This window comes from Bordetella sp. N (assembly GCF_001433395.1).
In the GTDB taxonomy this organism is placed as follows: domain Bacteria; phylum Pseudomonadota; class Gammaproteobacteria; order Burkholderiales; family Burkholderiaceae_B; genus Bordetella_C.
This window is the reverse complement of record NZ_CP013111.1, coordinates 5,986,692-6,011,032: the sequence shown is the minus strand read 5'-3', so window position 1 is coordinate 6,011,032 and position 24,341 is coordinate 5,986,692. Positions and strand designations below refer to the sequence as shown.

The 24,341-nt window shown below is 66.1% G+C and carries 19 protein-coding genes; 4 read left to right on the top strand and 15 right to left on the bottom strand.

Going from position 1 to position 24,341, the window contains the following annotated elements; all coding sequences use genetic code 11:
* The first annotated feature begins 17 nt into the window (after nucleotides 1–17).
* Nucleotides 18–455, top strand: a complete 438-nt coding sequence (locus ASB57_RS25965; RefSeq protein WP_057654782.1) for a DUF1810 domain-containing protein — start codon at nucleotides 18–20, stop codon at nucleotides 453–455.
* A gap of 8 nt (nucleotides 456–463) precedes the next feature.
* The gene (locus ASB57_RS25960) at nucleotides 464–901 is read left to right on the top strand and encodes a pyridoxamine 5'-phosphate oxidase family protein (protein ID WP_197424825.1); all 438 of its coding nucleotides are present in this window, start codon (nucleotides 464–466) and stop codon (nucleotides 899–901) included.
* Between the two features lie 45 nt (nucleotides 902–946).
* On the opposite strand, the gene ASB57_RS31205 is transcribed toward ASB57_RS25960, so the two are convergent.
* From ASB57_RS31205 to tssJ, 6 genes are all read right to left on the bottom strand, one after another.
* Nucleotides 947–2,665, bottom strand: a complete 1,719-nt coding sequence (locus ASB57_RS31205) for a hypothetical protein (RefSeq protein WP_156414269.1) — start codon at nucleotides 2,663–2,665, stop codon at nucleotides 947–949.
* A gap of 26 nt (nucleotides 2,666–2,691) precedes the next feature.
* Nucleotides 2,692–3,423: a type VI secretion system-associated protein TagF gene (gene tagF / locus ASB57_RS25955; RefSeq protein ID WP_082622077.1), complete on the bottom strand. Its 732-nt coding sequence runs from the start codon at nucleotides 3,421–3,423 to the stop codon at nucleotides 2,692–2,694.
* A gap of 16 nt (nucleotides 3,424–3,439) precedes the next feature.
* A complete protein-coding gene (tssM, locus tag ASB57_RS25950; RefSeq protein ID WP_057654779.1) occupies nucleotides 3,440–7,054 on the bottom strand; it encodes a type VI secretion system membrane subunit TssM in 3,615 nt (1,204 codons plus the stop codon).
* Nucleotides 7,051–8,364, bottom strand: a complete 1,314-nt coding sequence (locus ASB57_RS25945; protein ID WP_057656456.1) for a DotU family type VI secretion system protein — start codon at nucleotides 8,362–8,364, stop codon at nucleotides 7,051–7,053. Before ASB57_RS25945 ends, tssM begins: the two co-directional genes overlap by 4 nt.
* 133 nt (nucleotides 8,365–8,497) lie before the next feature.
* The gene (gene tssK / locus ASB57_RS25940) at nucleotides 8,498–9,835 is read right to left on the bottom strand and encodes a type VI secretion system baseplate subunit TssK (protein WP_057654778.1); all 1,338 of its coding nucleotides are present in this window, start codon (nucleotides 9,833–9,835) and stop codon (nucleotides 8,498–8,500) included.
* Nucleotides 9,836–9,883: 48 nt separating this feature from the next.
* Nucleotides 9,884–10,438 carry a type VI secretion system lipoprotein TssJ gene (tssJ, locus tag ASB57_RS25935; RefSeq protein WP_197424823.1) on the bottom strand — a complete coding sequence of 185 codons (555 nt, stop codon included), beginning with the start codon at nucleotides 10,436–10,438 and terminating at the stop codon, nucleotides 9,884–9,886.
* A 301-nt stretch (nucleotides 10,439–10,739) separates the two neighbouring features.
* Here tssJ and ASB57_RS25930 point away from each other — a divergent pair, with 301 nt between their 5' ends.
* The gene (locus ASB57_RS25930; RefSeq protein ID WP_057654777.1) at nucleotides 10,740–11,144 is read left to right on the top strand and encodes a TssQ family T6SS-associated lipoprotein; all 405 of its coding nucleotides are present in this window, start codon (nucleotides 10,740–10,742) and stop codon (nucleotides 11,142–11,144) included.
* Nucleotides 11,145–11,177: 33 nt separating this feature from the next.
* The gene (locus ASB57_RS25925; RefSeq protein WP_057654776.1) at nucleotides 11,178–12,008 is read left to right on the top strand and encodes an FHA domain-containing protein; all 831 of its coding nucleotides are present in this window, start codon (nucleotides 11,178–11,180) and stop codon (nucleotides 12,006–12,008) included.
* On the opposite strand, the gene ASB57_RS25920 is transcribed toward ASB57_RS25925, so the two are convergent.
* From ASB57_RS25920 to ASB57_RS25880, 9 genes are read right to left on the bottom strand one after another with little or no spacing between them, the layout of a single operon-like run.
* On the bottom strand, nucleotides 11,984–12,844 hold the full coding sequence (locus ASB57_RS25920) for a hypothetical protein (RefSeq protein WP_057654775.1): 861 nt from the start codon (nucleotides 12,842–12,844) through the stop codon (nucleotides 11,984–11,986). The two genes, ASB57_RS25925 and ASB57_RS25920, sit on opposite strands and share 25 nt — an antisense overlap.
* Nucleotides 12,845–12,872: 28 nt before the next feature.
* On the bottom strand, nucleotides 12,873–13,589 hold the full coding sequence (locus ASB57_RS25915; protein WP_057654774.1) for a hypothetical protein: 717 nt from the start codon (nucleotides 13,587–13,589) through the stop codon (nucleotides 12,873–12,875).
* A gap of 5 nt (nucleotides 13,590–13,594) precedes the next feature.
* Nucleotides 13,595–16,237: a type VI secretion system ATPase TssH gene (gene tssH / locus ASB57_RS25910; protein WP_057654773.1), complete on the bottom strand. Its 2,643-nt coding sequence runs from the start codon at nucleotides 16,235–16,237 to the stop codon at nucleotides 13,595–13,597.
* 11 nt (nucleotides 16,238–16,248) lie between these two features.
* Nucleotides 16,249–17,397: a type VI secretion system baseplate subunit TssG gene (gene tssG / locus ASB57_RS25905; protein ID WP_082621839.1), complete on the bottom strand. Its 1,149-nt coding sequence runs from the start codon at nucleotides 17,395–17,397 to the stop codon at nucleotides 16,249–16,251.
* A gap of 13 nt (nucleotides 17,398–17,410) precedes the next feature.
* Nucleotides 17,411–17,803, bottom strand: coding sequence for a DUF4150 domain-containing protein (locus ASB57_RS25900; RefSeq protein WP_057654772.1), 393 nt, complete (start codon nucleotides 17,801–17,803; stop codon nucleotides 17,411–17,413).
* 58 nt (nucleotides 17,804–17,861) lie between these two features.
* The gene (locus ASB57_RS25895; RefSeq protein WP_197424821.1) at nucleotides 17,862–18,908 is read right to left on the bottom strand and encodes a pentapeptide repeat-containing protein; all 1,047 of its coding nucleotides are present in this window, start codon (nucleotides 18,906–18,908) and stop codon (nucleotides 17,862–17,864) included.
* Nucleotides 18,905–21,511: a DUF2169 domain-containing protein gene (locus ASB57_RS25890; RefSeq protein WP_057654770.1), complete on the bottom strand. Its 2,607-nt coding sequence runs from the start codon at nucleotides 21,509–21,511 to the stop codon at nucleotides 18,905–18,907. The genes ASB57_RS25895 and ASB57_RS25890 overlap by 4 nt, the downstream gene beginning before the upstream one ends.
* 7 nt (nucleotides 21,512–21,518) lie before the next feature.
* Complete coding sequence (locus tag ASB57_RS31200; protein ID WP_156414267.1) at nucleotides 21,519–21,923, bottom strand: hypothetical protein; 405 nt, start codon at nucleotides 21,921–21,923, stop codon at nucleotides 21,519–21,521.
* A 32-nt stretch (nucleotides 21,924–21,955) separates the two neighbouring features.
* On the bottom strand, nucleotides 21,956–24,325 hold the full coding sequence (locus tag ASB57_RS25880; RefSeq protein WP_057654769.1) for a type VI secretion system Vgr family protein: 2,370 nt from the start codon (nucleotides 24,323–24,325) through the stop codon (nucleotides 21,956–21,958).
* Nucleotides 24,326–24,341 lie beyond the last annotated feature (16 nt).

Sequence of the window (24,341 nt, the reverse complement as noted above, 5' to 3'; positions counted from 1 at the left end):
CATGCAGGAGGCATGCCATGAGCGATACGCACAATCTGCAACGCTTCGTCGACGCCCAGGCGCCGGTCATCGACCAGGTATTGGAGGAGCTGCGCGATGGCAGGAAGCGCAGTCATTGGATGTGGTACGTCTTTCCCCAGTTGCGCGGGCTGGGCCACAGCGCCATGGCGCAGGCCTATGGCATCACTGGCCTGGACGAGGCGCGCGCCTATCTGGCGCATCCCGTGCTGGGCGCCAGGCTGCGCGAATGCGCGACCCTGGTGGCCGCCGTGCAGGGCAGCGGCATCCACGCGATATTCGGCTCACCCGACGATATGAAGTTCCGCTCCTGCATGACGCTGTTCTCTTACGCCGATCCCGGTGAGCAGGCGTTCCAGGAGTGCCTGCGCAAGTATTTCGGGGGCCAGGTGGATGCGCTGACCGAGGCACGACTGCGGCGCGAAGCTGGCCTATGATGGCGCCCATGCAGCCCGTCCCCTCCGCCATACTTGCCTTGCTTGCCGACCACCACGTGTTGACCCTGTCCGTCCAGGATGCGCAGGGGCCGTGGGCGTCGAGCGCGTTCTTCGTTTACGACCCGCGGGAAGTTGCTTTGGTTTTCCTGGGCAGCCTGGATACCCGGCACGCACGGGCCATCCGGGCCGATCCGCGTGTCGCCGGATGCGTGGCGGGCCAGCCCAGGGACATTTCCCAGATCCTCGGCCTGCAGTTCTCTGGTCGCGCGCGCCTGGTGGAAGACCAGGACGAGCAAGCGCGGATACTCGCGCTGTATCACGACCGCTTCCCCGAAACCCGCTCGGTTTCGTCCCCGGTATGGGTAGCTACCCTGGACGTGATGAAGCTCACGGACAACCGGGTGAAGTTCGGCAGCAAGACGCACTGGCGCCGCGCGGAGCCGTAAGTCCTGGAAGAGTGTCCCTGCTCGCGGCGGTTGATCGCTGACGCGCTATTGGAAAGAGTGTGAGATCGATGCGCCGCGGCCTTCGGTCAGGTCGACGGTGACACGGTAGGGGGGCAGGTCGGCATTCTTCACCAGGACGGAATGCTTGCCCGGGGGCAGTTTCAATTCCCGCAGTGGCGGGCTGATGCCACGGGATTTTCCATCGACGATGACCTCGCCCCAGGGGAGTACGTTCACTTTGACTGTGACGGGGGCCTTGGTGGCCGGGGCTGGTGCCGCCGGTGCGGGGGCGGCTGGCGCCACTGTTGGGGCCGCTGTCGAGGTTGCTGCCGGGGTCGCTGTCGACAGCGTGGCGAGCGGATCATGTACCGTCGCCGCCTCGGGCGCGGTGCGACGATCGGGGATAGGTTTGGCGCCGTTCAGGGTCGATGTCGCGATCACGGGTTGAGATGCGCTGGGCGCGGCAGGCAAGTCCGTACTGCTGCCTCCCGCGGCGGGCGTGGTGGTGGACGCCGCTGGCTGCCCTGCATCTGAAGGTGAAGCAGTGGGTGCATTGGCTGCGGCAGGTGCGTTGGATGCCGCAGGTGCATTTGCTCCGACAGCCGCGCTTGATGCGACAGGCGCATTCGATCCGGCAGCCGCGTTCGGGGCGACAGAAGTGTCCGATGCGGCAGGCGCGGGCGATGCACCAGACGCGCCAGATCCAGCGGGGGCCGTCGGTGTGGACGGCTGCCCCGACGACGCAGCCATCGGCGGCGCTGCGGGCTGTGACGCTGCCGTGGTGCTCGCGACCTTGGTAGAAGGCTCGTCGCCCTTGTTGAACCAAAGAAAGCCGGCAACCGCAAGGATTGCCACAACGAAGGCAATACCGAAGCCGGACGCGCGGCGCGATTTATCGCCCGACGGCGGAAGCGGAGTTTTCGAAGCGGCGGCGGCAGGCGTGGCCGCGGCACCCTCCTTGGGAACAGGAGCAGGCCGGGATGCAGGCACTGGCGTGGCAGTAGCTGCGGGCGCAGGCGCGGCCACGGGCGCTACGGCGGCAGGCGCGGCGACAACTGGTGCACCGGCGGCAGCAACCCGTGCAGCTTCCACACCCAAAGCTGCACCCGCGACGGCGACGGTGGCGCTTTCCTCCACGGCAACGACAGGCTCCTCAGCCGCGACCACCACCGGTGCCGCGACGAACGTAGGCACAGGCAGCATCAAACCATCATCGAACGCATCCAGGGACTGCGCCCGCAACGCGGGCACCATGGACAGGCCGGCGTCCAGGCCATCCAGAAACGCCGCGTCGTACCCCCGCGGAGCCAGCCGCGCCAGCGGCACATAATCATCCCGCACGCGCCGCGACAAGGCATCCGGCGGCGCCGCGCCGGTGATCAAGACATACGCCAGCGCGCTCAGGGAATAGATATCCGTCCAAGGCCCGCAAGGCGACCCGGGATCATCCGTGTACTGTTCGAACGCAGCGAAGCCCGAATACCGCGGCGTATCCTCCCCATCCGGCACCAAGGAACCCTCGGAATCCAGCAAACGAACCGGATCCGCCGCCCCCCGCATGACGGTATCCATGGAGATCCCGCCATGCACCCGCCCCTGCGCATGCAGCGGCGCCAAGGCGGCAAGCAGGTCGGCCAGCATCTGGCAGACACGCGCCTGGGGTACGCCCCCCGCCCGGAAATCCGCGATACCGCTCAAGGGACGTAATCCCGCCGACTCCGCGTCCAGGGCGGAAGGCGAGGCAAAGGCTGCGGTCGATGACATGATCTGGGCTCCGAAGACGGTCACTGCTAGCGGCGAACGCCGGCGTACGAAGAAAACAAAGTGGCGAACAACGTGGCATTCAACGCGCCGCCATGCACATAGCTGCGCATGGCCGCCCCGTCGGCCTGATTGGTCCACCAATAGCTGGTATGCGAACCAGGATTGAACACGGACGGCAGTTCCGCCCAAGCCAACGCCCGCTTGCCGGCAATCGCCTGCGCGGGCGCCGGCTGCCCGGCGTTCAAGATGTCCATGATGTCGCTGCCGCGGTTGGTCGCGCTGGCACTCCCGCTCACGGCCACCGTCGTCATGGCCGTCGCCGCCCCGCGGGCAGGCTGCAGCGCCCGCTCCAGCTGATCGGCGGCGCAGCCATGCCGCACGGCCATCAACAACCCCACACCCGCTTGATGAAAATATTCGCCCGCCGAGTCCAGCATGCGCGGCTCATACATCCCCACAGGCAGGTACAAGGACACGCACAGCGGATACAAGCGCCCCACTCTGTCCCGGCTGGCCGCGATGCAGCCGAACTGCACCGCTCCGGCACCCGGCCCCGAAGGAATGGCGAAATTCCACAAGGGCGCCGCCGCGAAGGCGCGCGCCGCCGCCTCGTCCTGCGACTGCTTCAGCGCCGCCAGCCCATGCTGCAACCACTTGTCCCACCAGGCAGTCAGTTCGCGCGGCAGGTTGCGATTGACGAAATCACCCGCGGCGGGAATCTTGCCGTACCACCCCAGACGCTGCTCGATTTCCATCATCCCCATGCCCACCTCCTCAAGAACGGCCCGGACATGCAAAACCCTGCATCTCGGAAAGATGGAAAGGACTCTTGACACTGTTCGCGGTGATTTCCAGCACGACCTTGCGTCCGTTGATGTTGAAGGTGGCCTGCGTGACCTCCGGCGACGCCCCCGGCTTCAGCTGCGCCTTGTCCAGCATCCGGTTGAGCGCCCAGGGCCCGGTGGTGACCAGCCCCGCCGGCCCGTTCTGGGGCGTCAACTCGATGCGCACCTGGCTGCCGCCGCGCGGCCCTGGCCATTGCACCGACGTGGCCACCTGCGGGCCGTGCGCGTACTGAATCGCCTGACCATCGACGTCCATCAGGAACTGCGTGATGTTCTCGTCCATTTCGATCGGCCGGATCGACACGCGATACTGCGGCGCCGCGCTGCCCGCCGCGAAATACACGTCACGGATCACGCCCGCGCGCTGGAACGAATCGAGCGACGCGGAGCTTTCGCCGGGGCGCCCCTCGATATCGGGTTTGAAGCGCCAGCGCGTTCCAGACACGTCGATCTGGCTGGCCAGGTTCTTCTGGAAGAAGTCGTCCATCATGCCGTTCGGCGCGAACAGGCGTGCCATGTCATTGGGCGCCACATCGCGATTCGATGCCGGCGCGAAGGGATAACGGCCACTGATGGACTGCCGGCAGAACACGCCTATGGTCGCCGCCAGATTGTCCCCCAGGCGTTCCCGCACCACGCCGGACACCTCACCCGACGCCGACGTCGACAAGCCGGTGAGCAGATCGCGCAAGGGCCCGGGCATGCGCCCTGCCTCCGCGCGCAGCTTGGTGACCACATCGGAGTTGGGTGCCTGGCTGGCGCTTCTCAACGCCGCATCCGTCGCGGTCAGATAGGTGTAAAGCTCGTTGATCAGCCCGGTGGTGGCGTTGATGGCGGGCGGGGCATTGCCCTCGCTGCTGGCCAGGCGGCGATATGGCTCGAAATGCTGGTCGACGATACGTTCCAGCTTGTCGCCGTTCAAGTCGTCACGCTCCGTGCTGCCGGGGCCGACCGGTCCGAACATCTGTTCCAGGGCCTCGCGCGTATTGCTGACCCGGTCACGCGCCTGGTCCACCAGCGAGCGCTCCGTCGACTTGGCATCGCGCAGCAAGGTGGTCTGCCGCGCCACGCCCTGCACCAATGTCACCAGCGGCGACTCGGGCGCCGACAAGGTGCGCGCCATCTGTATGCTTTGCAGCAGCGAACTGCTGCGCACCAGTTGCAGATCGTTCAGGTACGCATCCCAGCGCGCGACGTAGTCGTTCAGATAAAGGCGCTTGATGTCCGCCACCAGCCTGTCCTGCGCGGCCTTGTCCATCAGCCCTGGCGGCGGCGTGTCGAGCACCCACGCATCGTCGGCCCGCAGCAGCTCCGCCACGCCAGGTACACGCTTGCTGAAGACATCCCAGTAGCCACGGTAGCTGTACAGGCCGGAGATGCCGTCGGTCAAGGGCTTGCCGCTCTTGCGCACGAACACCGACGTAGCCTGGGGGCCGCCCAAGGTCACCACCGTGATATCCGGCAGTTCTTCATTGCTGCTCAACATGCGGCGCAGACGGCTGTAGGCGCGCTGGGGCAAGGTATAGCTGGCCAGGCGCTCGCGCATCTGGCTCACCAGCTGCTTGTCCTGCGGGAAAGGCGATGCCAGGACGTGTTCGCGCACCAGATTGCGCAGGTGCAGCGACAGCTGGTCGTACTGCCTGCGCGTGTAACCGGGCGGCAGGGTCTTCTGCATATCCGACAACAGCCAGGCGTGCATGAACTCGGCGTCATAGTGCTTGGCGTCGTAGAGCATCAGGTACGCGCGCAAGGCCTCGTAGGTGAACTCCAGGTCCTTCGGGTCCGCACCGCGCAAGGCCGTCTCGACGCGGCGCGCCACCTGCTGCAACAAGGCCTGGTCCAGCGTGTCGCGATAGATGGCTTGCGCGGCCGCCGTCATCTTGCGGCCCTGGTACAGGCCGAAGCGATACGACAGCGGCGGCGAGTCGACATCGAAGTCCGCGCCCTTGGGCAGATACCACAGGCTGTCCAGGAAGGGCATCAGGCCCAGCACGTCGCCCGACTGCGTGATCTTCATATCGCGGCCCAGCTTGTCGACCACGGGCACGCGCCGGGCGATCTCGTCCAGGTAAGCCGAGTTATTGCGATAGCTGATGCCCCAGGCGATCAGCAAGCCCACCAGCACCGCGCTGAGCGCCACGTAGCCCGCCCAGTGCAACCGCCGGTAGCGCCGCTCCCAGCGGATATTGCGTCCCGCCAGGCCGGCTTCCTTGAAGATCACGTCCTGCAGCAGGTTCTTCAGGAAGAAGCTGCGGCCCTCGGCGCCGGCCGGCGCGCTTTGGTGGCCGCCCGCCCCCTCGATGCGCAGGTAACGGCGCAGCTTGCCCGTGACCTGGTCGAAGGTCTCACCGCCTTGCGTACCGCTGGTGAAGTACACGCCGCGCGGCATCAGCCGCGCTTCGAACTTCGATGCCGCGAACACGTCGCTCAGAAAATGGCCCAACACCGGCTGCAAGCCCGCGAACTGCTGCGGCAGCATGTACGCCAGGGCCCGCCGCCCCGGGTCCTGCTCCGCCGCGAGCACTTCGGGCAAGGCATCGTCCAGACGCCGCTGCAGCAGACGGTACTCGGCATGGAAGGCTTCGTAGAGATCGAACTCGCCCTTCTGCGTATCCGCATAGGGCAAGGTGAAACCCCAGACCTGCGCCAGATCGTCGCGGCTGAACGACGCGAAGTATTCCTCGAAGCCCGACAGCAGATCGGCCTTGGTGATCAGCACATAGATGGGGAAATCGATGCCCAGCTGCTCGCGCAGTTCCTGCAGGCGCCGGCGCAGCACGGCCGCGTGCTGCACCCGCTCCGTGTCGGACGCCGACAGCAGGTCGGCCACGCTGATCGTCAACATGGCGCCGTTGATGGGCTGACGCCCGCGGAACTTGGAAAGCAGTCCCAGGAAGCCGGACCATTCTTCTTCGTCGCCGGTGGGATCGCTTTCGTGAGTGGTGTAGCGGCCGGCGGTGTCCAGCAGCACCGCGTCATCGGTAAACCACCAGTCGCAGTTACGGGTACCGCCCACGCCCCGCAGCGCCACCTTGCCGAAGCGGTCCGCCAGCGGGAAATTCAGGCCCGAATTGACCAGGGCCGTGGTCTTGCCCGAGCCCGGCGCGCCGATGAACACATACCAGGGCAGCTGGTACAGATACTGCCGCGAGAAGCGCGCCCAGGGTGCATGTTTCGCGCCGCTCTCGAAACGCGTCTGGCGCAGCAGTCCCACTGCCTCGTCGAAACGCTCCGCCAGCTCACGGATCTCGGCGTTCTCCGGCGACTTGTCTTCTTTCTTGACCTTGACCGCAGGCTTGCGCAATTGGCCCAGCAGTTGGGCATTCAAGCGCCCTTCGCGCCACTTGCGCAACAACAGCCGCAGCAACCATATGAGCAGGATCGCCGCGATCACGGCCATGCGCACGCTCTCGCTTTCCAGCGGACGCGTGGTGCCGATGGCGACCAGCGGCCCGGCCACCCACACCAGCAGCGCCAGCGCGATGACGCCCATGAAATTCCACAGCCCGCGGCTGAACAAGAATCCGAACACGTTATGGATCATCGTTGTGTGCCTTCGAGCGTATCGGCCTGCCGGGCCGGTGAGGTCTGCAAGGCCGGCGCCGCTGGCGCGACCGGCGATACCAATAGCGTGATCTCCACACGCCGGTTACGGGCACGGTTGGCGGCGCTGTCGTTCGGCGCCACGGGATCGGTTTCACCCCGCCCTTCCGCGCGCAGGCGGGTGGGCGTTTCAAGCCGCTTCGACAGGATGTCCTTGACCGCGTCCGCGCGAGCCTGCGACAGATGCCAGTTGGAGGGGAAGCGCGCGCTGCGCATGGGCGTGCTGTCCGTATAGCCGCTGACCAGGATGTTGCCTTGGGTCTCCCGCAGCGCATCCGCGATGCGCGACAGCACCGGCACGTAGCGGTCGAGCACGGTCGCCGCGCCCGCTTCGAACAGCCCATCGCCGCGCAAGACCACCACGCTGCGATCCGCTTCGTCCCGCACGGTGACCAGGTTCTCGCGTATCTCCGGCGCCAGGAATTCCGCCAGACGCGGCGCGGGCGCGGGTTGCGGCGCCACCGGCGCGGCGATCCGCACCATGGGCGGCTTCAGGTTGCCGACGGCGGCGAACGCCGTGTCGGACTTCGTGCCCAGGCCCAGGCTGAAGCCGAAGAACGCGGCAACCGCCAACACGGCGCTCAGCGCGGCGAAGGCCCACAGGGGCACCGGCAGGCGGCGCGACTGCACCTGCGCCGGTACGTCGCGCCAGTGCGGCGACAACTCGCGGGCGTATTCGCCGCGCGCGCCGCGCAGGATGCGCAACAGGCGCTGGCGCAGGGTCTCCAGCTGCGAGCGGCCGTTGTCGATGACGCGGTAGCGCCCTTCGAAGCCCAGCAGCAGGCAGTAGTACAGCAGTTCCAGCAGATCCAGGTGATGGCTGGGGTTTTGCGTCAGCTTCGCCAGCAGCTGGAAGAACTTCTCGCCGCCCCAGGTTTCATTGTGGAAGGTCACCAGCAGGCTGTGCGCCGACCAGGTGCCGCCGCCGCCCCAAGGCGTCAGCGCAGCGGCTTCATCCAGGGCCGTACACAGGCAATAGCGGGCGCCCAGTATGGTTTCATTGGGAATGCCGGCCTGCTGCGCGCGCAGTTCGAACTGCCGCACTTCGTCCAGCAGATGCTCGCGCAACAAGGCCGGCGCGGGATGCGAACGCGTGGCGCGGATCTGCGGGATCAGGTCGAGCAGCGGATTGGCCGCCGCGACCAGGGGATTCGACCCGCTGATCACGTATTCGTCCGGCCGCAGCCGACTGGCTGCGTCGAATTCGCGGCTGGTCGTGTCGAAATCGCCCGGCGGCCCTGGGGACGCCATCGAACCGGGCAAGGTGTAGTCGGAGGCCTGCATCTTGTCTCTCTGTTTACCGGCGCAGCCGTCACCAGCCGCGGGCGCAAGTCATGAATGAAAAGGACTGAATGGGGGTGAACGCAAAGTCAGCCACGCGGCATCAGTCGCGCAGCGCCCAGAACTCCATCGTCAGTCCGGGGAATTCGCCGGCCAGATGCAAGGCCAGGGCGCCGTTGCGCTCCAGCTGCTTCCAGAAGTCGCCGCCCTTCTCCAGTTCGAAATAGACGTGGCCGGCGTGATAGGGAATCTGGCGGGGCGCTACCGCCAGGGCCTGCACGGTCACGCCGGGCAATTGCAGATGCACCAGGTCGCGGATACGCTCCACCGGCCCGATCTTGACCTGCGCGGGGAAGCGCGCCCGCAAAGCCTCGCCGGGAAGATCCGCATGCACCGCCAACACGAAGCCCGCCGTGCGCAACAGATCCAGGTCGGGAATCTGCGCCACGCGTACACCCTGGCCGCGGTCCTGCAAGGGAATCTGGAAGGCCCGTTGTTCCAGTACGGCCGACAGCGACCGACGCAGTTCGACCATCAGCGGTGTGAACGCCGCCTGCAGGTCGTCGTGGTCGTAGGGCGGCAGCACGCCGGGCAGTCGATCCGTCGCCGTATACGTCGCCAGGTCGCAAGCCAGCATCAGGAAATCGCGGAACAGGCGTTCCGGATGCAGCGACGGCACCTGGCGAACGTGCCACAGCGCGCCCTGGTAGCGGTTCACCGCCTCCAGCAGCATGAAGTCGGATACCTCGGCGACACCGCCACGCCCCGGCTGCGACAGGCGCGCGGCCAGGGCCTGGGCACGCGCGTCGAGCAGGCCATGCAGTTCATGCACGAATCCGCGCAGCACCGGTTGATCGCCCACCGCCAGGCTGGGCGGTACGAAGCCGTCATCCAGCACCACGCGATTATCGGCACGACGTTCCACTACCCGTCCCACGCCTAGCCCCAGCCAGTCGTCGTCCAGCTCCGACTCGGGCACCAGGCGCAGGCGCAAGCGTCCCAGCTGCAATAGCGCGGGCTCCAGCGCCACTTCGCCGCTGTCCTCGATTTCCTCTTCATGCACCCGATAGCGCGCCAGGGTATCGCCCTCGTCCTCGAAGACCACATCGCTGGCGCCGGCCCGCAGCCGCGGCAGCGCCAGCATGATGCGCTGGCCGCGGGTGTCGGCGGAAACCTCCAGCGCGGGCGGCGCGTCGTCCGGATGGTCGAAACGGAATGGCGTGCCGTCAGGAAAGATGCCTTGCGCTTCCGTCAGCACCAGCTTGCCGATGGCCAGGGCGTCAGCATCGATAGCCACGTGATGGAAGCCCCAGAAGAAGCCCTGCAAGGGCATGACGCGCTGCTGCAGCGTCTGCTCCAGGTAGCGCTCGAACTGTTGGAAGTGCTGGGGACGCAGGAACATCCCCTCGGACCAGACGACTTTATGCTTGGGCGGTGCCATGTGTTTGATATGTGAGCGATCGGGAGGGAGCGTGCAAAAGCCTGTGCGTCAGAACGGCCACCAGGGACGATCCCAGCCGTCCACGGCCAGGCCGGCCTGATTGACGGATATCCGCACCGTCTGTTCGTTGGGCGAGAACTGCCAGAACTTGTAGATATTGGTGTTCTTCGCTTCGGGTAGCGGCACGGTCATGCGCCACTGGCTGTCTTCCAGGTCCCGGTACGAGGCCACGATGCCGAGCGCGGTGGCGTCGACGCTGCCCGCATGCTTGATGGTCTGGGTCTCGCCCGGCTGCAGAATGATCTGGTCGGTATTGAGCAGCTCGGCGCCCAGCGCCGCCTGCGGATTGGATTGCAGCGCGAAGTAGTCACGTGCCTTGAAAGTGCTGGCCGATTTCAGCTCGTAGATCGTGATCTGTATGGGCGAGGGCCGGCCGTTCGCGTCCGGGTTGACCTTGGCGTCGGCGGTGAAGGAGATCGCATAGGGCACCGCCAGGCGGCTCGCGGTCGATGCGCACGCGCCCAGCAACAAGGCGCCCAACAGGCATGCGCCCATCACCCTGGACAGACGAACGAAGCGTGGAACGACGCGCGAAATATTCATGCCGTGCTTTTCTCTTCTCGATAGCCGTTGGCGCGGAGCGCAACGGACGCAAAGCCCGTATGAGAATCGAGAAAAATGAGAAAAACATGACATCGAAATGACGTTACCCGCGTTACGTTGCTGACACATCAATACGATGGCCGATACGCTTGAGAAACATTCGGATTAACTTTTTAAGTAGGCCGCCAGATATCATGCCCGCGGCTTTCCGGTAGTTGCGCAAACACGAGAGGCCGACTGCTGTATAGAAACGACGCAATTGCTGTAGAGGTTTATTTCAAGAAACCATTTCCTCGACACCATGAAAACACCTGCTCGCCTCGCCCTCGTTTCCCTGCTGGCCGCCCTCGCCGCCTGCTCGACCCCGTCCACCTCCGTCACGCAATCGGCGGCGCCTACCCAGGCCGCGCTGGATCAGCTGCAGCAAGTCCGTGATGCCTATGGCGCGGGCAAGTACGGCGAGGTCATCCGCACCGTCGCCACGTCCAACGAACTGGCGGCCGCCCCGCCCGTCGTGCTGACCGAGGCACTGAAGCTGCAAGCGTTCAGCTATTGCGTCAGCAACTACCAGAAGCTGTGCGAGGACGACTTCACGCGCATCCTGGCGATCGACCCCTCTTTCGAACTGACACCCGCCGAACAGGGACACCCGAAGTGGGGCCCTGCCTATCGGGGCGCCAAGGCGTCGTACACCGCCGCCCGCTGATTCCCTACCCGGCCCTGCGCCAAGGACCCTGCCATGAAGCTGACCGCGATCCGCCGTATCGATGAATCCACCTTCGCAGCGGCGCAGGCCGACTTCGCGGCGCCGGGCGGCACCATAGGACGGGGGCGGGAGAACCGCCTGGTCCTTGAAGATCAACCCGGTGGCCTGTGCCGGGTGCAGGCCATGGTCAGGGTGAGCGATACGGCATCCTGGCTGGTCAATCTGAGCAGCATGGCCAACGTCAGCATCAATGGCGATCCCCTCGCGCCGGAGCAGGAGACCGCTTTGCGCCATGGCGATGAAGTGGCCATCGGGCTTTATGTGTTGCTGGCCGAGGACCCCATGGCGGATGCGGTGGTATCCGGGGCGGCCCTGGCTACGCCGGTGGCCGCCATGCCGGGGGCCATCATCGCGCCCGCGCAGGCGCTGGCTGCCGAGGCCGAACCCGCGCCGGCGGTCGACATCTTCAGCGACCTGATGGGGCCCGGCACCTTGCCGGTAGGTTCGGCGCCCGACCTCTCGGCCCATCCCTTCGACATGACGTCGGCCGCGGGGCGCAACCCCGAAGATCCCCTGTCCCAACTCGACCCCCGCCACACCGGTTTCGACGGCCCGTCCCGCGATCCGCTAAGCATGTTCCCGAATCCCGACGATCGCCACGTGGACCATGTCTTCACGGACGCCAGGCCTTCCACGCTCCATGGCGAAGACCCGTTGGCGCGCTTGAACGACGACCCCATCGCCAGCACCCTGGGCCGCCAGGGCCAGGGTGGCACGAATACCACCGACCGAGACAACGTGCGCGAACAGGCGGGCCACATGCGCCCGCCCACCGTGCGTCAAGGGAAAGTCGAGAACCCGTAAGGGCTCTGCATCCGCATCTCCAGCCCACGCAGGTACGCCTGGCCCACGCTCGTGCGGCCGAAGGCATCGGCCTGCGTGCGCAGCCACTCGTCCAGGCTTCTGCTGCCGGCGGACATGATGGCCATGGCGGAGATAGGACCCGAGCACGTCAGGATGTCCAGATACTCCACGGCGCGCCGCTGGATCGGCGTCAGGCTGCCCAGGCCTTCGACCCGCATGCCCAGGCGCGTTTCATTGCCGAAGAAGCCATGGCCCGCCGTGAACATGCTGGGCACCAGCAACTGGCCCGCCGCCATGCAGGCGTAGGCGTCCACTTTCAAACGGCCCGGCAGCAGCCCGATGACCTCCAGGCAGGTATTGACGGCGACATCGATGAAAGAGCCCGTCAGCATGTGCAGCCACACGTCCTCGGCCCGGGCGCCGCCGCATTGCAGCGGCACCTCGGCCGTCCAGGTCTCGGGCTGCGTGCCGAGCACCTGCTGGAAGACATCCGCGTGATAGCCGCGGATGGTGCCCATGCGCAGTTCCTCGTTCACGCCAGTCCGCTGGAAGGCCGCCAGCCGCGCATCGCAATCATGCGTGATCAGGCCCATATTGATCTGCACCAGGGTGTCCTCGCCGACGTTGACGCCATGCCTGCGGGCGAACTCGCGGCAATAGGCGATGGCGACCGTGCCTGAAGGGGTGTTCTGTTCCACCACCCCTTTGGCCAAGGGTGCGTAGATGGACCCGTGCGCCTCCAGATAGCGGTAGTAGCCTACGCGGTCGCCCGCCCGGCGCAAGCGGTCGCTTTCGGTGACGTCATAGCCCGCGGTCAAGATCGGATAGTCGGCCATCTTCGTTCCTTCCTGGTTTTTGCTGTCTTTATTTCCCGGCGGCGGACTGCTTGCGGAAACCGGCCAACAGGTTCAAAGCATCGGCGCGCAGCTCGCGCCAACGTTCCGCGTGCTCAAGCGCGACGGTCAGGTTGACCTGCGTCTGGCCGTCCATGAACCCCAGATTGCAATTCGGATATTTGACGACGCCCACGCCGGCACGCGTGCAGGACATGACCAGCGTCGGATGTTGCTCGTCCCCTTCGATATAGACGTCGGGATACGTCTTCCACCGATCGGTGGACTCATCCCGGCCGATCACCCGGCGCAGGCCGTCGAAGGCCGGCTCCAGCGGGTGAGCCGGCTCCTGCATGCCTTGTGGTGTCAGGTCGCCGACGTACAGTCGATAGTCGATCTCCAGGACGTCCTGCACCACGCCATTCTTGACGGCGGGCTCCCTGAGCAGGATGGCCATCAGGGCCAGGCGCGCCGGCTTCCCGCCGTAGTCGCCCGAGTCCGGCGTGAAGCTAGGCAGCATGGCACGCAACAGCACCGCACCCTGCTTTTCGCCCTTGAACTCCAGCGGGCCATCCAGATAGTCCTTGGGAATCGCATAGCGCGTCGCGCCCAGCGTGACGGTGTTGGTCTGCGTCATCGCGGTCTCCTTGCCAGCATCCGCGGCAGGCGAGAATACGGCCACCGTGGCCATCGTTACGCCCAGGACCGCCGCGGCAATCCAGTGGGGCCGCGCCAAGCCAGTCTTCATCGTCGTCATCCGTAGTGGTAGGCGAATTCACCGCCGTCCGCGTCCAGCGCCACCGTCGTCACCCGGCGGCCGGCCACCGACGCGGCCAGCAGTTCCTGGCTGATGCGCGGCAACACGGTGTTGGTGAGGATGGCGTCGACCATGCGGCCACCCGATTCCACTTCCGTGCAGCGCGCGACGATCAACGCGGTGGCGGCCGGCGCGATTTGCAGCGTGATGTCGTGATGGGCACGCAGGCGGTCGGCGATCCGTGCCAGTTGCAGGTCCACGATACGGCCCAGCATCGTGTCCGACAAGGGGTAGTAAGGCACCACCACCAGGCGGCCCAGCAGCGCCGGCGGGAAGACTTCCAACAGCGGGGCGCGCAGCGCCGTGCCCAGTTCCTGCGGGTCTGGCACATTGTCGGGATCGCGGCAGAAGTGGGCGATGTGCTCCGTGCCCACGTTCGACGTCAGGATGATCACGGTGTTCTTGAAATCGATGTAGCGGCCCTCGCCGTCTTCCATCCAGCCTTTGTCGAAGACCTGGAAGAACACTTCGTGCACGTCCGGATGCGCTTTCTCGACCTCGTCCAGCAGCACCACGCTGTAAGGCCGGCGGCGCACCGCTTCGGTCAGGACGCCGCCCTCGCCGTAACCGACATAGCCCGGCGGCGCACCCTTCAGCGTGGACACCGTGTGCGATTCCTGGAACTCGCTCATATTGATGGTGATCAGATTCTGCTCACCGCCGTACAGCGTCTCGGCCAGCGCCAAGGCGGTTTCTGTCTTGCCGACCCCGCTGGGGCCGCACAGCATGAAGACACCCACGGGCTTGTTGGGATCGGTCAGCCGCGCGCGTGAAGTCTGAATGCGGCGGGCGATGGCCTCCAGGCCATGCGCCTGGCCGATGACGCGTCGTCCCAGGGTCTCGGACAGATCCAGCACGGCTTGCGCTTCGTCCTTCACCATGCGACCGACCGGTATGCCGGTCCAGTCCGCCACGACGGCGGCTACGGCGTTGGCGTCGACGGCGACGTGGATCAGGGCCTGTTCGCCTTGCAGCGCCATCAGCGAATCGCGGGCTGCCTGCAATTCGGCGCGCACCGCGTCCAAAGCGGAATCCGGTTCCGCGCTTGCGCGATCGACATCCAGTTGCTCGCACAGACCATGAATGCGTGCGGCGACCGCCGATTCTTCTTCCCAACGTGCGGTGAGCGCGGTTTCCTGGTCACGGGCCGCTTGCAGCGCCTCGCTTAAAGATTGGCCACGTTCGGCGTCGGCGATTCCCAGACGACGTTCGCGGGCGGCAATGTCCAGTTCGATCTCCAGGGCCGCGATGCGACGGCGCGTGTCTTCCAGCGCCCCAGGCACCGCGTGCTGGCTGACCGCGACGCGCGCGCATGCCGTGTCGAGCAGCGCCACCGCCTTGTCCGGCAGCTGGCGCGCGGGAATGTAGCGATGGGACAGCTTCACGGCGGCTTCGACGGCCTCGTCCAGCAACAGGACCCGATGGTGCGCTTCCAATGTCTCGCGCAGGCCGCGCAGCATGACAATGGCGCGGTCCTCGACGGGCTCGTGGATCTGCACGACCTGGAAGCGGCGCGTCAAGGCGGGATCTTTTTCGATGTACTTCTTGTACTCGGCCCAGGTGGTGGCGCCGATGGTACGCAGTTGCCCGCGCGCCAGCGCGGGCTTGAGCAGGTTGGCGGCGTCGCCCGTGCCGGCGGCACCGCCCGCGCCTACCAGCGTATGGATCTCGTCGATGAACAGGACGATCGGTTTCTCGCTGGACTGCACCTCGTCGATCAGGCTGCGCAGCCGCTGCTCGAACTCGCCTTTCACGCCGGCGCCCGCTTGCAACAGGCCGATATCCAGCAAATGCAGCGCGACGTCCTTCAAGGGCGGCGGCACGTCGCCGGCGGCCAGGCGCAGGGCCAGGCCCTCCACCACGGCCGTCTTGCCTACCCCCGCCTCGCCGGCCAGCAAGGGATTGTTCTGGCGTCGCCGCATCAGGATGTCGACGATCTGGCGGATCTCCTCGTCCCGGCCGGACACGGGGTCGATCTCACCATTACGCGCCTTCGCCGTCAGATCCACGGCGTATTGCGCGAGCGCGGAGCGCCCTTTGCCGCCGGCAGCCGCGGGCGGCGCATCGCCGTGGTGGTTCGCGTCCTGGCCGGCGCCGGCCGTTTCAGGGGAACCCGCCGTGATATCGGCCAACTGTTCCAGCAGGACATCGGGCACTACGCGCGCGAACAGCCCTGACATGCCCAGCAGCACGTTGCGCAGGGAATAGGTCTTCACCAGCCCTGTCAGCAGATGGCCGGACCGGATGCGGCCGGCATCGTAGCGCAGGGAAGCCAGCACCCACGCACGCTCCACCGCATGGTCGATATGCTCGGACAGGTCGGACACGGAGCCCGCACCGCGCGGCAGCTGATCCAGCGCCTGCACCAGATCGGCCTGGACCCGGCCCGTATCGATGTCGAAACGACGCAGGATGCGATGCAGGTCGCTGTCCTGGGTCTGCAATATCTGATGCAGCCAGTGCGCCAGCTCCACATAAGGATTGCCGCGCAGCTTGCAGAAGGCGGTGGCGCTTTCCAGCGCTTGGTAAAGCAGCGGATCCAGCTTGCCGAAAAGTTCCGCGCGACCGATGTCGGACATAGTGAAAACCGTCAGGGTTGATAAGAGAAAGAAGCTTGCGTGCCGCCCTGCGCATGCGCCCGGCGGGCTTCGTAATCGATGACCAGGTCATCCGCGTCGCCCAGCGCGGCGGGACGGCGGCCCAGCCAGCTGCCCAGCCCGACCGGTTGAGCGGCGCCGCCCTTGGCCCGTCTGCCGCCCAGCGTGGTGCCGCCGACATGCTTGTGCGCCAGCACCAGGCGCACATCCCAGGCGAATTCGATACCGGTGTAATGCCGCACCCACTGCACCAGCTTCTGTGCCGACGGCGCGCCGGGCAGGAAGCTGTCGTACTGGGCGCGCGCCAGGGGCCCGATCTCGATACGGAACTTGTGTTGCGCATCGCGCACGGCCGCGCCCAACATCGTGTCGCGGCCCAGGCCTTGCGCCCCGCCCAGGCCCAGCCGCTGCTCCGGCGCCAGCCGTATCCACTGGGGCACGAATTCGCGGATGCGCACGGGCACGCCGAAATAGTGCTCCAGGATGTGCCGCAGGCCCTCCGGATTGCGCGTCTGCCGCAGCAGGTGGCTGGCCATGTGGTACTTGGCGTGGTCGACCACCTTGTCGCGGCCACGCATGGAAGGTTGGCCCATATGCAGCAGGCAGGCCACATAGCGGGTGAAGCGGTCGTCGGCGCGGTCCAGGCTGACCGTGCTCTGCGCATCGGCCCAGGCCCGATAGAACAGCAGGATAAGCCGATGATGGAAGATGTCCGCGAAGGCGGACAGCGTGCCGTCGCCGTAGTGGTACAGGCGCTCGCGCACGTGTTCCGTCATGTGCAGGGGCAGCGGGCCGTTGGGCCCGAACAGGCCAAAACTGTAGATGGACATTTCAGGCGGCCGGCCTGCCTGCGCCGGCCGCGCCGCCGCCAGGGTGGACGGCGCGAAGGCCATGGACGGCTCTTGCCGCATCCGCACGGGCTCGTGGCGCGGCACCGTCTCTCGGCCCAGCGGCAGGCGCGCGCCGCCGCGGGCGTCGATCCAGCGCAAGGCGTGGTACAGGTCGTGCGAATACGGATCGCGCGCGAGCGCACGCCAGAAGTCGACGGGCAGCGCCGGCCCGGCGAACGCACCCGTGCCCGGTCCCTGGGCCAGGGGCGGCTCGGCGGCGCTGCGCTTCAGGGTATCCGACGGCGTGTCCATGTGCGTCCTGGCCTCAGGGAGCGAGCAGCAGAATCTTGGGCTGGCTGGGCACGATGCGCATGCCGACCATATTGACCCGGTTCTGCAGCGACAGGCTGGTCATGCGCGTGGCTGGCGTGCCCATGATCAGCACGGTGAACGCGCCGGTCAGATGGCGCGACTGGCTCATGAAAGTCTGCGACACGATGCCGCCGCCCGCGCCCGGGATATCGCCGAGGGTGATGGGCGTGATGGTGGCCATATTGTGCGCGGGCGCGGCCACGAACAGCACGTTCCACGCATTGGGGATGGCCATCGGCCCCAGGGCCATATTGGGATATGGCAAGGGGATCATCGCGGCGGGAGGGGTCCTGCACACATCGGGAAACGCCAGGTCCATGCCCATCAATTGGCAATTCGCGAACATACCGCTTATCTCCTCTTATCCCGTAGTGCCGACGCGGGCGCGCGTTGGCGGTTATCCATCAGCGCACCGACCATCGTTCAGCCTCCAGCAGTTCCGGATCGTTCTCGATGATGCCGGCGCGACCGCTCAAGCGCGTATCCGCCGTCACCGCCCGGTGCAGGCGCAGGCGCAGCACGTGGGCATCGCGCACGTCCGCCCGGCTCAGGTCGGCCATGGTGAAGTCGGCGTCCTCCATCCATGCGTGATTGAATCGGGTGCCGTCGCATTTCGCGCGCTGGAAAACGCACAGCCACAGGCTGGCCCCGGAGAAGTCAGCGTCGTCCACGTTGGCTCCCGCCCAGATGCCCTGGTCGAAGCGTGCGCCGCGGCACACCGCGCCTTCCAGGTCCGCTTGCGGGAACAGGCTCTGCGCGGCCTGAGCGCCAGTGAAGATCGCGCGTTTCAGGGAAGCGCCCTTGAAGTTCGACTGCGTCAGCACCGCGTTCGAAAAGTCGGCCCCGTCCAGCTTCGCATCCGTGAACTGGCACAAGGTGAACTGCTGACCCGCCAAGGACATACCCGTCAGATCGCATTCGACGAACATCGCGCTGTCGCCCTGTACGCCATCCAGGCGCACCGTCCGCATATCCAGGCGGTGGAAGTTGACGAAGCGCAGCACGGTGCCGGCAAGGTCCACGCCATCCATACGGCTCTCGCTGAACACCGCCCGGTCGATGGCATCGGTGCGCAGGCAGGCGTCTTGAAGATTGCTCTGAAAGAAAGTGGCGCGATCGAGCCGGCCGTCGCGCAGGTCCGCTCCCGTCAGATCGCATTCGACCAGCGCGGCAGCGGTCAGATCGGCGCCGGCCATCAGCGCATGCGTGAATGTGCAACGCAAAAAGCTGCATTCGGACAGATCGGCGTCTTGCAGGCGGCTGCCGTCCAAGGTGCAATCGTTGAAGCGGCAATCGCGCAGCTGACAGCCGGAAAGATCCGCGCCGCGCAGGTCGACGCCGTCGAACATGGCGCCGGACAGGTCCAGGTTGGCGAGCATGGCTTCTCGCAGCTCGACATCCTGGACCACGTCGCCAAGGGCTATCTGGTCCTGTAGCGCTTGGGGCGTCATGCCGCTGCCTCCCGCCGCCGTGGCCATACCTTGGCGCTGCGCGTATAGGCGCCATCCATCAGGGTCGATCCGTCCACCGCGGCCTGCGACACGTCGGCGCGGAACAGATTGGCCCCGCTCAAGTCCGCCCGCAGGAAAATGGCCTTGGACAGGATGGACTGGATCAGATTGCCGTCACGCAGCGATGCGCCGCTGAAATCCGCTCGCACGAACAGGCTTTCGCCGCCGGACAGGCCATCCAGCGTCGCGTCATGGAAGCAGCACTCCGAAAAGTCGCTGCCCGCCAGCATCGCCTTGCTGAAATCCGTGCGCGCCAGCGACGTGCCGCGCATGCCGCACTGCGCCAGGCTTGCCTCGCGGAAGCAGGCGCCATCCAGCGCCGTGGTGCCGCAGAAGGACGCGGCGGTCATAGCCGCCCGCGTGAAATCCGTGGCGCCAGAGAAAACCGTGTTGACGAAGCTGCAGCGCATGAGAGTCGCCTCGACGAAGCTGCATTGCTCCAACTCGCAGGCCATGAACGCGCACTGCCTGAACGAGGCGCGCGCGAAGTTTCCGCGTGTCAGGCGCCACGTCATCGGCGCCATCTCCGCGAAGCGCGCGCCGGTGAAGTCGCATGCCGTGCAGGTGGCTTCGCGCCATTGCGTGCGCAGGAACTCGGCGTCCGCGAAGACACAATCCTCGAAGACGCTCTCGACACAGACGCTGTCGGCGAAGACCGCCTGGTCGAAGCGCGCGTGCTGTCCGCGCATCAAGGACAGATTGGCTTGCGTGAAGATCGCGGCGGCAAAGGACGTGTTGACGGCCGCGGCCCGCGCCAGCACCGCACCCGTGAAGTCGCAATGGTCCAGCCGCGCGCCGGTCAGGTTCGCGCCTTCCAGTGCCGCCTGGCGGAAGCAGGCGCCACGCAGGTCCATGTCCGACAGATCCGCGCCTATCAGGTTCATCCCCGTGAAATCGCGGTTGCCGGCGTATATCTCCGTGACGCGCCGGCGGGTCCGTTGCGCGCGATGCGGGGACATTCCCGGCGGCGCATCGAACATATGCGCCCCGTTCAGGTACAGACGATCGACCTGCGGCCCCAGGCGCTGCGCGATGCCGGCCTGCCCCTTTGAGGGCTCCGCGGCGGTTACCGGATTGGCATCGAAGTCGGCCAACTGAGCATGCACCTCTTCTGGATCCAGACGACCGCGGTCGCCGGCGCGGCCATGATCGGCGATGCCGGCCACATCGATATCGGTCTTGCGCGCGAACGCCTGCAGGTCGGGGTCAGCCAGGGCGTCTGCACGCGCCTTGTCCAAGGAGGCCCGTTGCTCGCGTATCTGCGCTTCCATGCCGCGCAGCATCTCGGGCAATTCGGCTACCGCCGGGGGCTTACTCGTTTCAGGTACTGCCGCCAGCACCAGGTCCGGATCCATGCCTGCCGCGACCAGCTCCTGGCGCCAGGCCTCGCGCTTGCGGGCCGTGCCCTGCAGGATATTGCGCACCATGGGCCGCTCGGCGGTATCCGGCAGACCGCCGTCCAGCCATTCGCCCTGGATGCTTTCCGGCACCAGCTCGTCGTCGCACAAGGCGTGAACAGCGCCGTAATCCTTGTCCAGCCGCTGCTGCGCCACCTTCAGGTAATGATCCAGCGGCCGGGGCTGGTCCGCCAGTTCCAGCGCGGGCATGATCAGCTTGACGTCGGCCGCGTCGTCCTCGCGGATGGGCAGCGCGCCGTGCCAGATCAGCAGCACCCGTTCACGGTGCGGAAAGAACCACGCCGTGCTCAGCTTCAGGTCGATGTCTTCGAGTTCCGTCCCGTCGCTACGGCGGCTGGCGAAACACCGGGCCTTCCAATCGGGCAGGCGGCCGCGCAGCACCTGGCGGTCCGGATGCATATTCCATATTTCGTAGTCGCTGCCCGCATCCAGCGACCGTTTATTCGCGCGCCGCTGGTCGGCCGGCGCGGCGTTGAAGAAACGCCAGTCCATGTCCTGGGCGAAGCCTGGATAGTCCTGCTCCAGCCAATCCTGGCCATACTTGCTGCCGATCAGCGCGAAGCGTTGCGGGGCATCGGGCGGATACGCCGTCAAGCCGCCCGGCTCCACGTTCTGTCGCGGCGCACCGATGCGGGAATGGGACGCCTCGACATTGGGCAAGGGCAGCATATGCACGCCGTTGATATCCACCGTCGCCATTCCCATGCCCTGGGGATTCACGGCGTGGCCGGCGCCACCGTACGCCCGGGTCCAGTCGACGCGCATCTGTTCGAAGGGCGCCGGCTTGCTCGCGCGCCCATCCATCCAGTAGCGGTCACCGAACACCAGCAGGGACTTGTCCAGCTCGCCCACGCGGATCCGCACACCGCAGGCGGTCTTGTCCGCCTGATGGCGCGTGTAGGCGTTGCCGCTCACCAGGAATTCCGCGCACGCCTTGGGCACACCCAGGTCCAGGATGCCCCCGGTCTCTTCGGCGGCCAGCTTCCACAGCTCTTGTTCAGGCATCAGGCGCGGGGCGTCGTCCAGCGTGGCCAAGGCCATCACGGCCACACCCAGGGTGTCGGCGCGCTGCCAGCGATAGGGCCGGGTCAGCAGGCTCAGGCGAAAAGGCTTGATCGTCTTCACGGAACGCTTACTTCCTGCGCTGGTCGACGACCACCTGCTGACTATCCGCCGCCACGCGCACGCGGATCTCCTTCCCTTCGGCGAAATCCGCGAAGCGGGTCGGCGCGACGGGCACGTCGATGGTGGTCTCGAAAGGCTGGCCCAGCGCGGGCCGCACCGCCAGGCGCAGGCGCCAGATGAAATACTCGTCGGCGCCCGTGCGGGTACCCGTGTCGGTGGTCTCCAACACGGTGGCCGTGGCCGGATCGCCGGACGTGCGCACCGTTTCGTCCTTCTGCGCGACCGCCGCACGCCGGTCGACCTGGCGCTTGACGATGTAGATGTTCCACGCGAACGACGCGATCAGGATCAGCAATACCGGCCCAAACCATGCCCACCAGCCAGGCAATCCCATGCGGTCTAGAAATCCCATCTTGTCCCCTTCCTTTGAAATAGTCGTGATGCCTAGATGATAGTCAGCAGGCCGGCCAGCAGGCTCTTGGCGCCCGCGGTCTCGGACTTCAGCCCGGTGTTCTTCGATTCGAAGGCGCCGACCTTGTTCGACACGCTGAACACGTCGGTCTTGATGACGGAGAAGTCCGCCTTGGATATCGCCGCGCCCACGTTCGACCGCCACACCGTGGCGTTGAACATGCCGATAGTGGCCTGCGCGATCGTGAGGTTCAGGCCGAAGGGTGTGGCCTTGAGCCAGCTCTTGCTGGACAGGTCCTGCACCTTCTTGCCGTTCAGGATCACGTCCGTATCGCTGGTGATCGTGATGTCCTTCGGCGCCTTCATGTCGATGCCGGCGCTTTCCGACGTCATGGTCATCTGCGCCTTGGACTTCAGGTCCATGCCCGCCGCCGACGATTGCACCAGCACCTGGTTCATGGCCTTCACGTCCATGGCGTCGTTAGTCGATTCCACCAACACCTTGCCCTTGGCCCGTTCGGTCAAGGTGCCGGCCAATACATCATGCAGGGAGTCGTTGGCGGTCACCGTGACCTCCTGCCCGGTGTGCAGCGTTTCCTTGAAGGCACCGGTGACCTCGCGCGTCTCGCCATCGGCCGCCACCGTGGTGGTCAGGCCCTTGTCGAAGTTCTCGGTGGTCATGCCGCCGGACACGTGCACGGTGCGCGAGCCGTTCACCGTGTAGGTTTCGGTGCTGGTCACCGTGACGTCGCGCGTCTGCCCCACCGTCAGCGTATCCGTACCGGTCACGTTGATGATGCGCGAGCCCAGCACCATGGTGCTGTCGTTCAGTCCGATGGTCGTGTTGCGGAAGCCATCCACCGTGCGCAGTTCGTCTTTTTCCACCTCGGTGCGCATATTGCGCTCGGCATGCACCCAGATTTCCTCGACACCCGGCTTGTCCTCGAACATGAGGGCGTTGGCCGTGTGCGGCGTGCCATCCTGGGAGCGGCTGAGGAAACCGCTCTGGGTCGCGTTGGCCGGCAGGTCCCAGGGCGGCATATTGCCGCCGTTGTAGACACGGCCGATCACGATGGGCCGGTCGGGGTGGCCGCCGATGAAATCCACCACCACTTCGTCGCCCCGGCGCGGGGGCTGGATGCCGCCGAACCCGCCGCTGGCCCAGGGGCTGGACACCCGCACCCAGCAGGAGCTGTTTTCATTCTTCTGGCCGTAACGGTCCCAGTGGAACTGCACCTTGATGCGGCCGTACTGGTCGACCCAGATCTGCTGGCCTTCCTTGCCCACCACGGTGGCCGTCTGCGGGCCGTGGGTGTGCGACATGGGCGTGACCCGCGGCGCACGGAACTGGGTGCTGGACGGCAGCACGGTAAAGTCCACGTCGCAGACCGACGTGCCGCCCGAGCCGCTGCTCTGGCCGCTTTCATGCATGCGATAGCGCGTGGCGACGATCAGGTACTCGCGGTTCTCCGACTCGCGCGGGTGATTGCGCAAGATCACCAGGTAGCCCGGCGCCAGCGAACGGATATTGCTGGTGGCCGATACCATTTCCTGACGGCTCTGCAGATCCTCCAGCCGCACGCGCGTGTAGTGCTCCGCCTGGCCGGGGTCGGTGTAGCCGCCCAGCCACTCGTAGACTTCCAGGTCGCCGTTGTCGTAGGCGCCCGGGTTCATGCGCTTGGCGTCCAGGCTGGTGCCCGGCCGCTTGAAATCGAAATCGTTGGTGGCGAAGCCGCCGGGCGTGACCTGCTCGGCCACTTCCCAGTTCGCCACGAACTCTTCCTGCGGCACCGTGGTGCGATCGGGCCCGTAGTAGGGAATGGAAGCCGTGCCCGGCAAGGTCTCGTGCTGGGTGACGTCGTCGGTCAACACCAGCGTGTGCTTGCCGTTGTCATGCTTGAACCAGTAGTAGATGCCCTCATGCTCCATCAGACGGCTGATGAAGGCGAAGTCGGTCTCCTGGTACTGCACGCAGTACTCCCAGGGCCGGTAGCTGCTGGAAAGATGCAGCTCCGATGGGAACGCATAGTCCGCCAGCACTTCCTTGATGACGTCCGGCACGCTCTTGTTCTGGAAGATCTTGTTGTCCGAGGTCTGCGTCAGGTACCAAAGCCACGGGCGCACCGTGGCGCGATAGACGTAGTAGCGCGACGTGGCGCTCTCGCGGCCGACCAGCGTGCACCGGATGACCTGGCCGTTCAGGTAGCGCTTGCCCCCCTCGGCCGTCTCGATTTCCAGGGTCAGCGGCTTGCCCAGCAGCTGTTTCAGGTCCAGCGAATAGTCGGTCGAGATCAGCTCGACGCTGAACTCGAACAACTGCGACAAGGCCTCCTGGCCGTACATGCCGCGAAACGACAGTTGTTCAGGCGACAGCGGCGTGTGGGCGGTGATGATGCGATCCATAGTCTGGCTCCAAGGG

What these genes read in the sequence shown, in the direction of transcription:
- tagF (WP_082622077.1), bottom strand. Translation starts at nt 3,423, where the DNA reads ATGATGGAAATCGAGCAGCGTCTGGGGTGGTACGGCAAGATTCCCGCC.
- ASB57_RS25965 (WP_057654782.1), top strand. Translation starts at nt 18, where the DNA reads ATGAGCGATACGCACAATCTGCAACGCTTCGTCGACGCCCAGGCGCCG.
- tssK (WP_057654778.1), bottom strand. Translation starts at nt 9,835, where the DNA reads ATGGCACCGCCCAAGCATAAAGTCGTCTGGTCCGAGGGGATGTTCCTG.
- ASB57_RS31205 (WP_156414269.1), bottom strand. Translation starts at nt 2,665, where the DNA reads ATGTCATCGACCGCAGCCTTTGCCTCGCCTTCCGCCCTGGACGCGGAG.
- ASB57_RS25895 (WP_197424821.1), bottom strand. Translation starts at nt 18,908, where the DNA reads ATGACGCCCCAAGCGCTACAGGACCAGATAGCCCTTGGCGACGTGGTC.
- tssG (WP_082621839.1), bottom strand. Translation starts at nt 17,397, where the DNA reads ATGGACACGCCGTCGGATACCCTGAAGCGCAGCGCCGCCGAGCCGCCC.
- tssH (WP_057654773.1), bottom strand. Translation starts at nt 16,237, where the DNA reads ATGTCCGACATCGGTCGCGCGGAACTTTTCGGCAAGCTGGATCCGCTG.
- ASB57_RS25900 (WP_057654772.1), bottom strand. Translation starts at nt 17,803, where the DNA reads ATGTTCGCGAATTGCCAATTGATGGGCATGGACCTGGCGTTTCCCGAT.
- ASB57_RS31200 (WP_156414267.1), bottom strand. Translation starts at nt 21,923, where the DNA reads ATGGGATTTCTAGACCGCATGGGATTGCCTGGCTGGTGGGCATGGTTT.
- ASB57_RS25930 (WP_057654777.1), top strand. Translation starts at nt 10,740, where the DNA reads ATGAAAACACCTGCTCGCCTCGCCCTCGTTTCCCTGCTGGCCGCCCTC.
- tssM (WP_057654779.1), bottom strand. Translation starts at nt 7,054, where the DNA reads ATGATCCATAACGTGTTCGGATTCTTGTTCAGCCGCGGGCTGTGGAAT.
- ASB57_RS25945 (WP_057656456.1), bottom strand. Translation starts at nt 8,364, where the DNA reads ATGGCGTCCCCAGGGCCGCCGGGCGATTTCGACACGACCAGCCGCGAA.
- ASB57_RS25960 (WP_197424825.1), top strand. Translation starts at nt 464, where the DNA reads ATGCAGCCCGTCCCCTCCGCCATACTTGCCTTGCTTGCCGACCACCAC.
- tssJ (WP_197424823.1), bottom strand. Translation starts at nt 10,438, where the DNA reads ATGAATATTTCGCGCGTCGTTCCACGCTTCGTTCGTCTGTCCAGGGTG.
- ASB57_RS25920 (WP_057654775.1), bottom strand. Translation starts at nt 12,844, where the DNA reads ATGGCCGACTATCCGATCTTGACCGCGGGCTATGACGTCACCGAAAGC.
- ASB57_RS25915 (WP_057654774.1), bottom strand. Translation starts at nt 13,589, where the DNA reads ATGAAGACTGGCTTGGCGCGGCCCCACTGGATTGCCGCGGCGGTCCTG.
- ASB57_RS25925 (WP_057654776.1), top strand. Translation starts at nt 11,178, where the DNA reads ATGAAGCTGACCGCGATCCGCCGTATCGATGAATCCACCTTCGCAGCG.
- ASB57_RS25880 (WP_057654769.1), bottom strand. Translation starts at nt 24,325, where the DNA reads ATGGATCGCATCATCACCGCCCACACGCCGCTGTCGCCTGAACAACTG.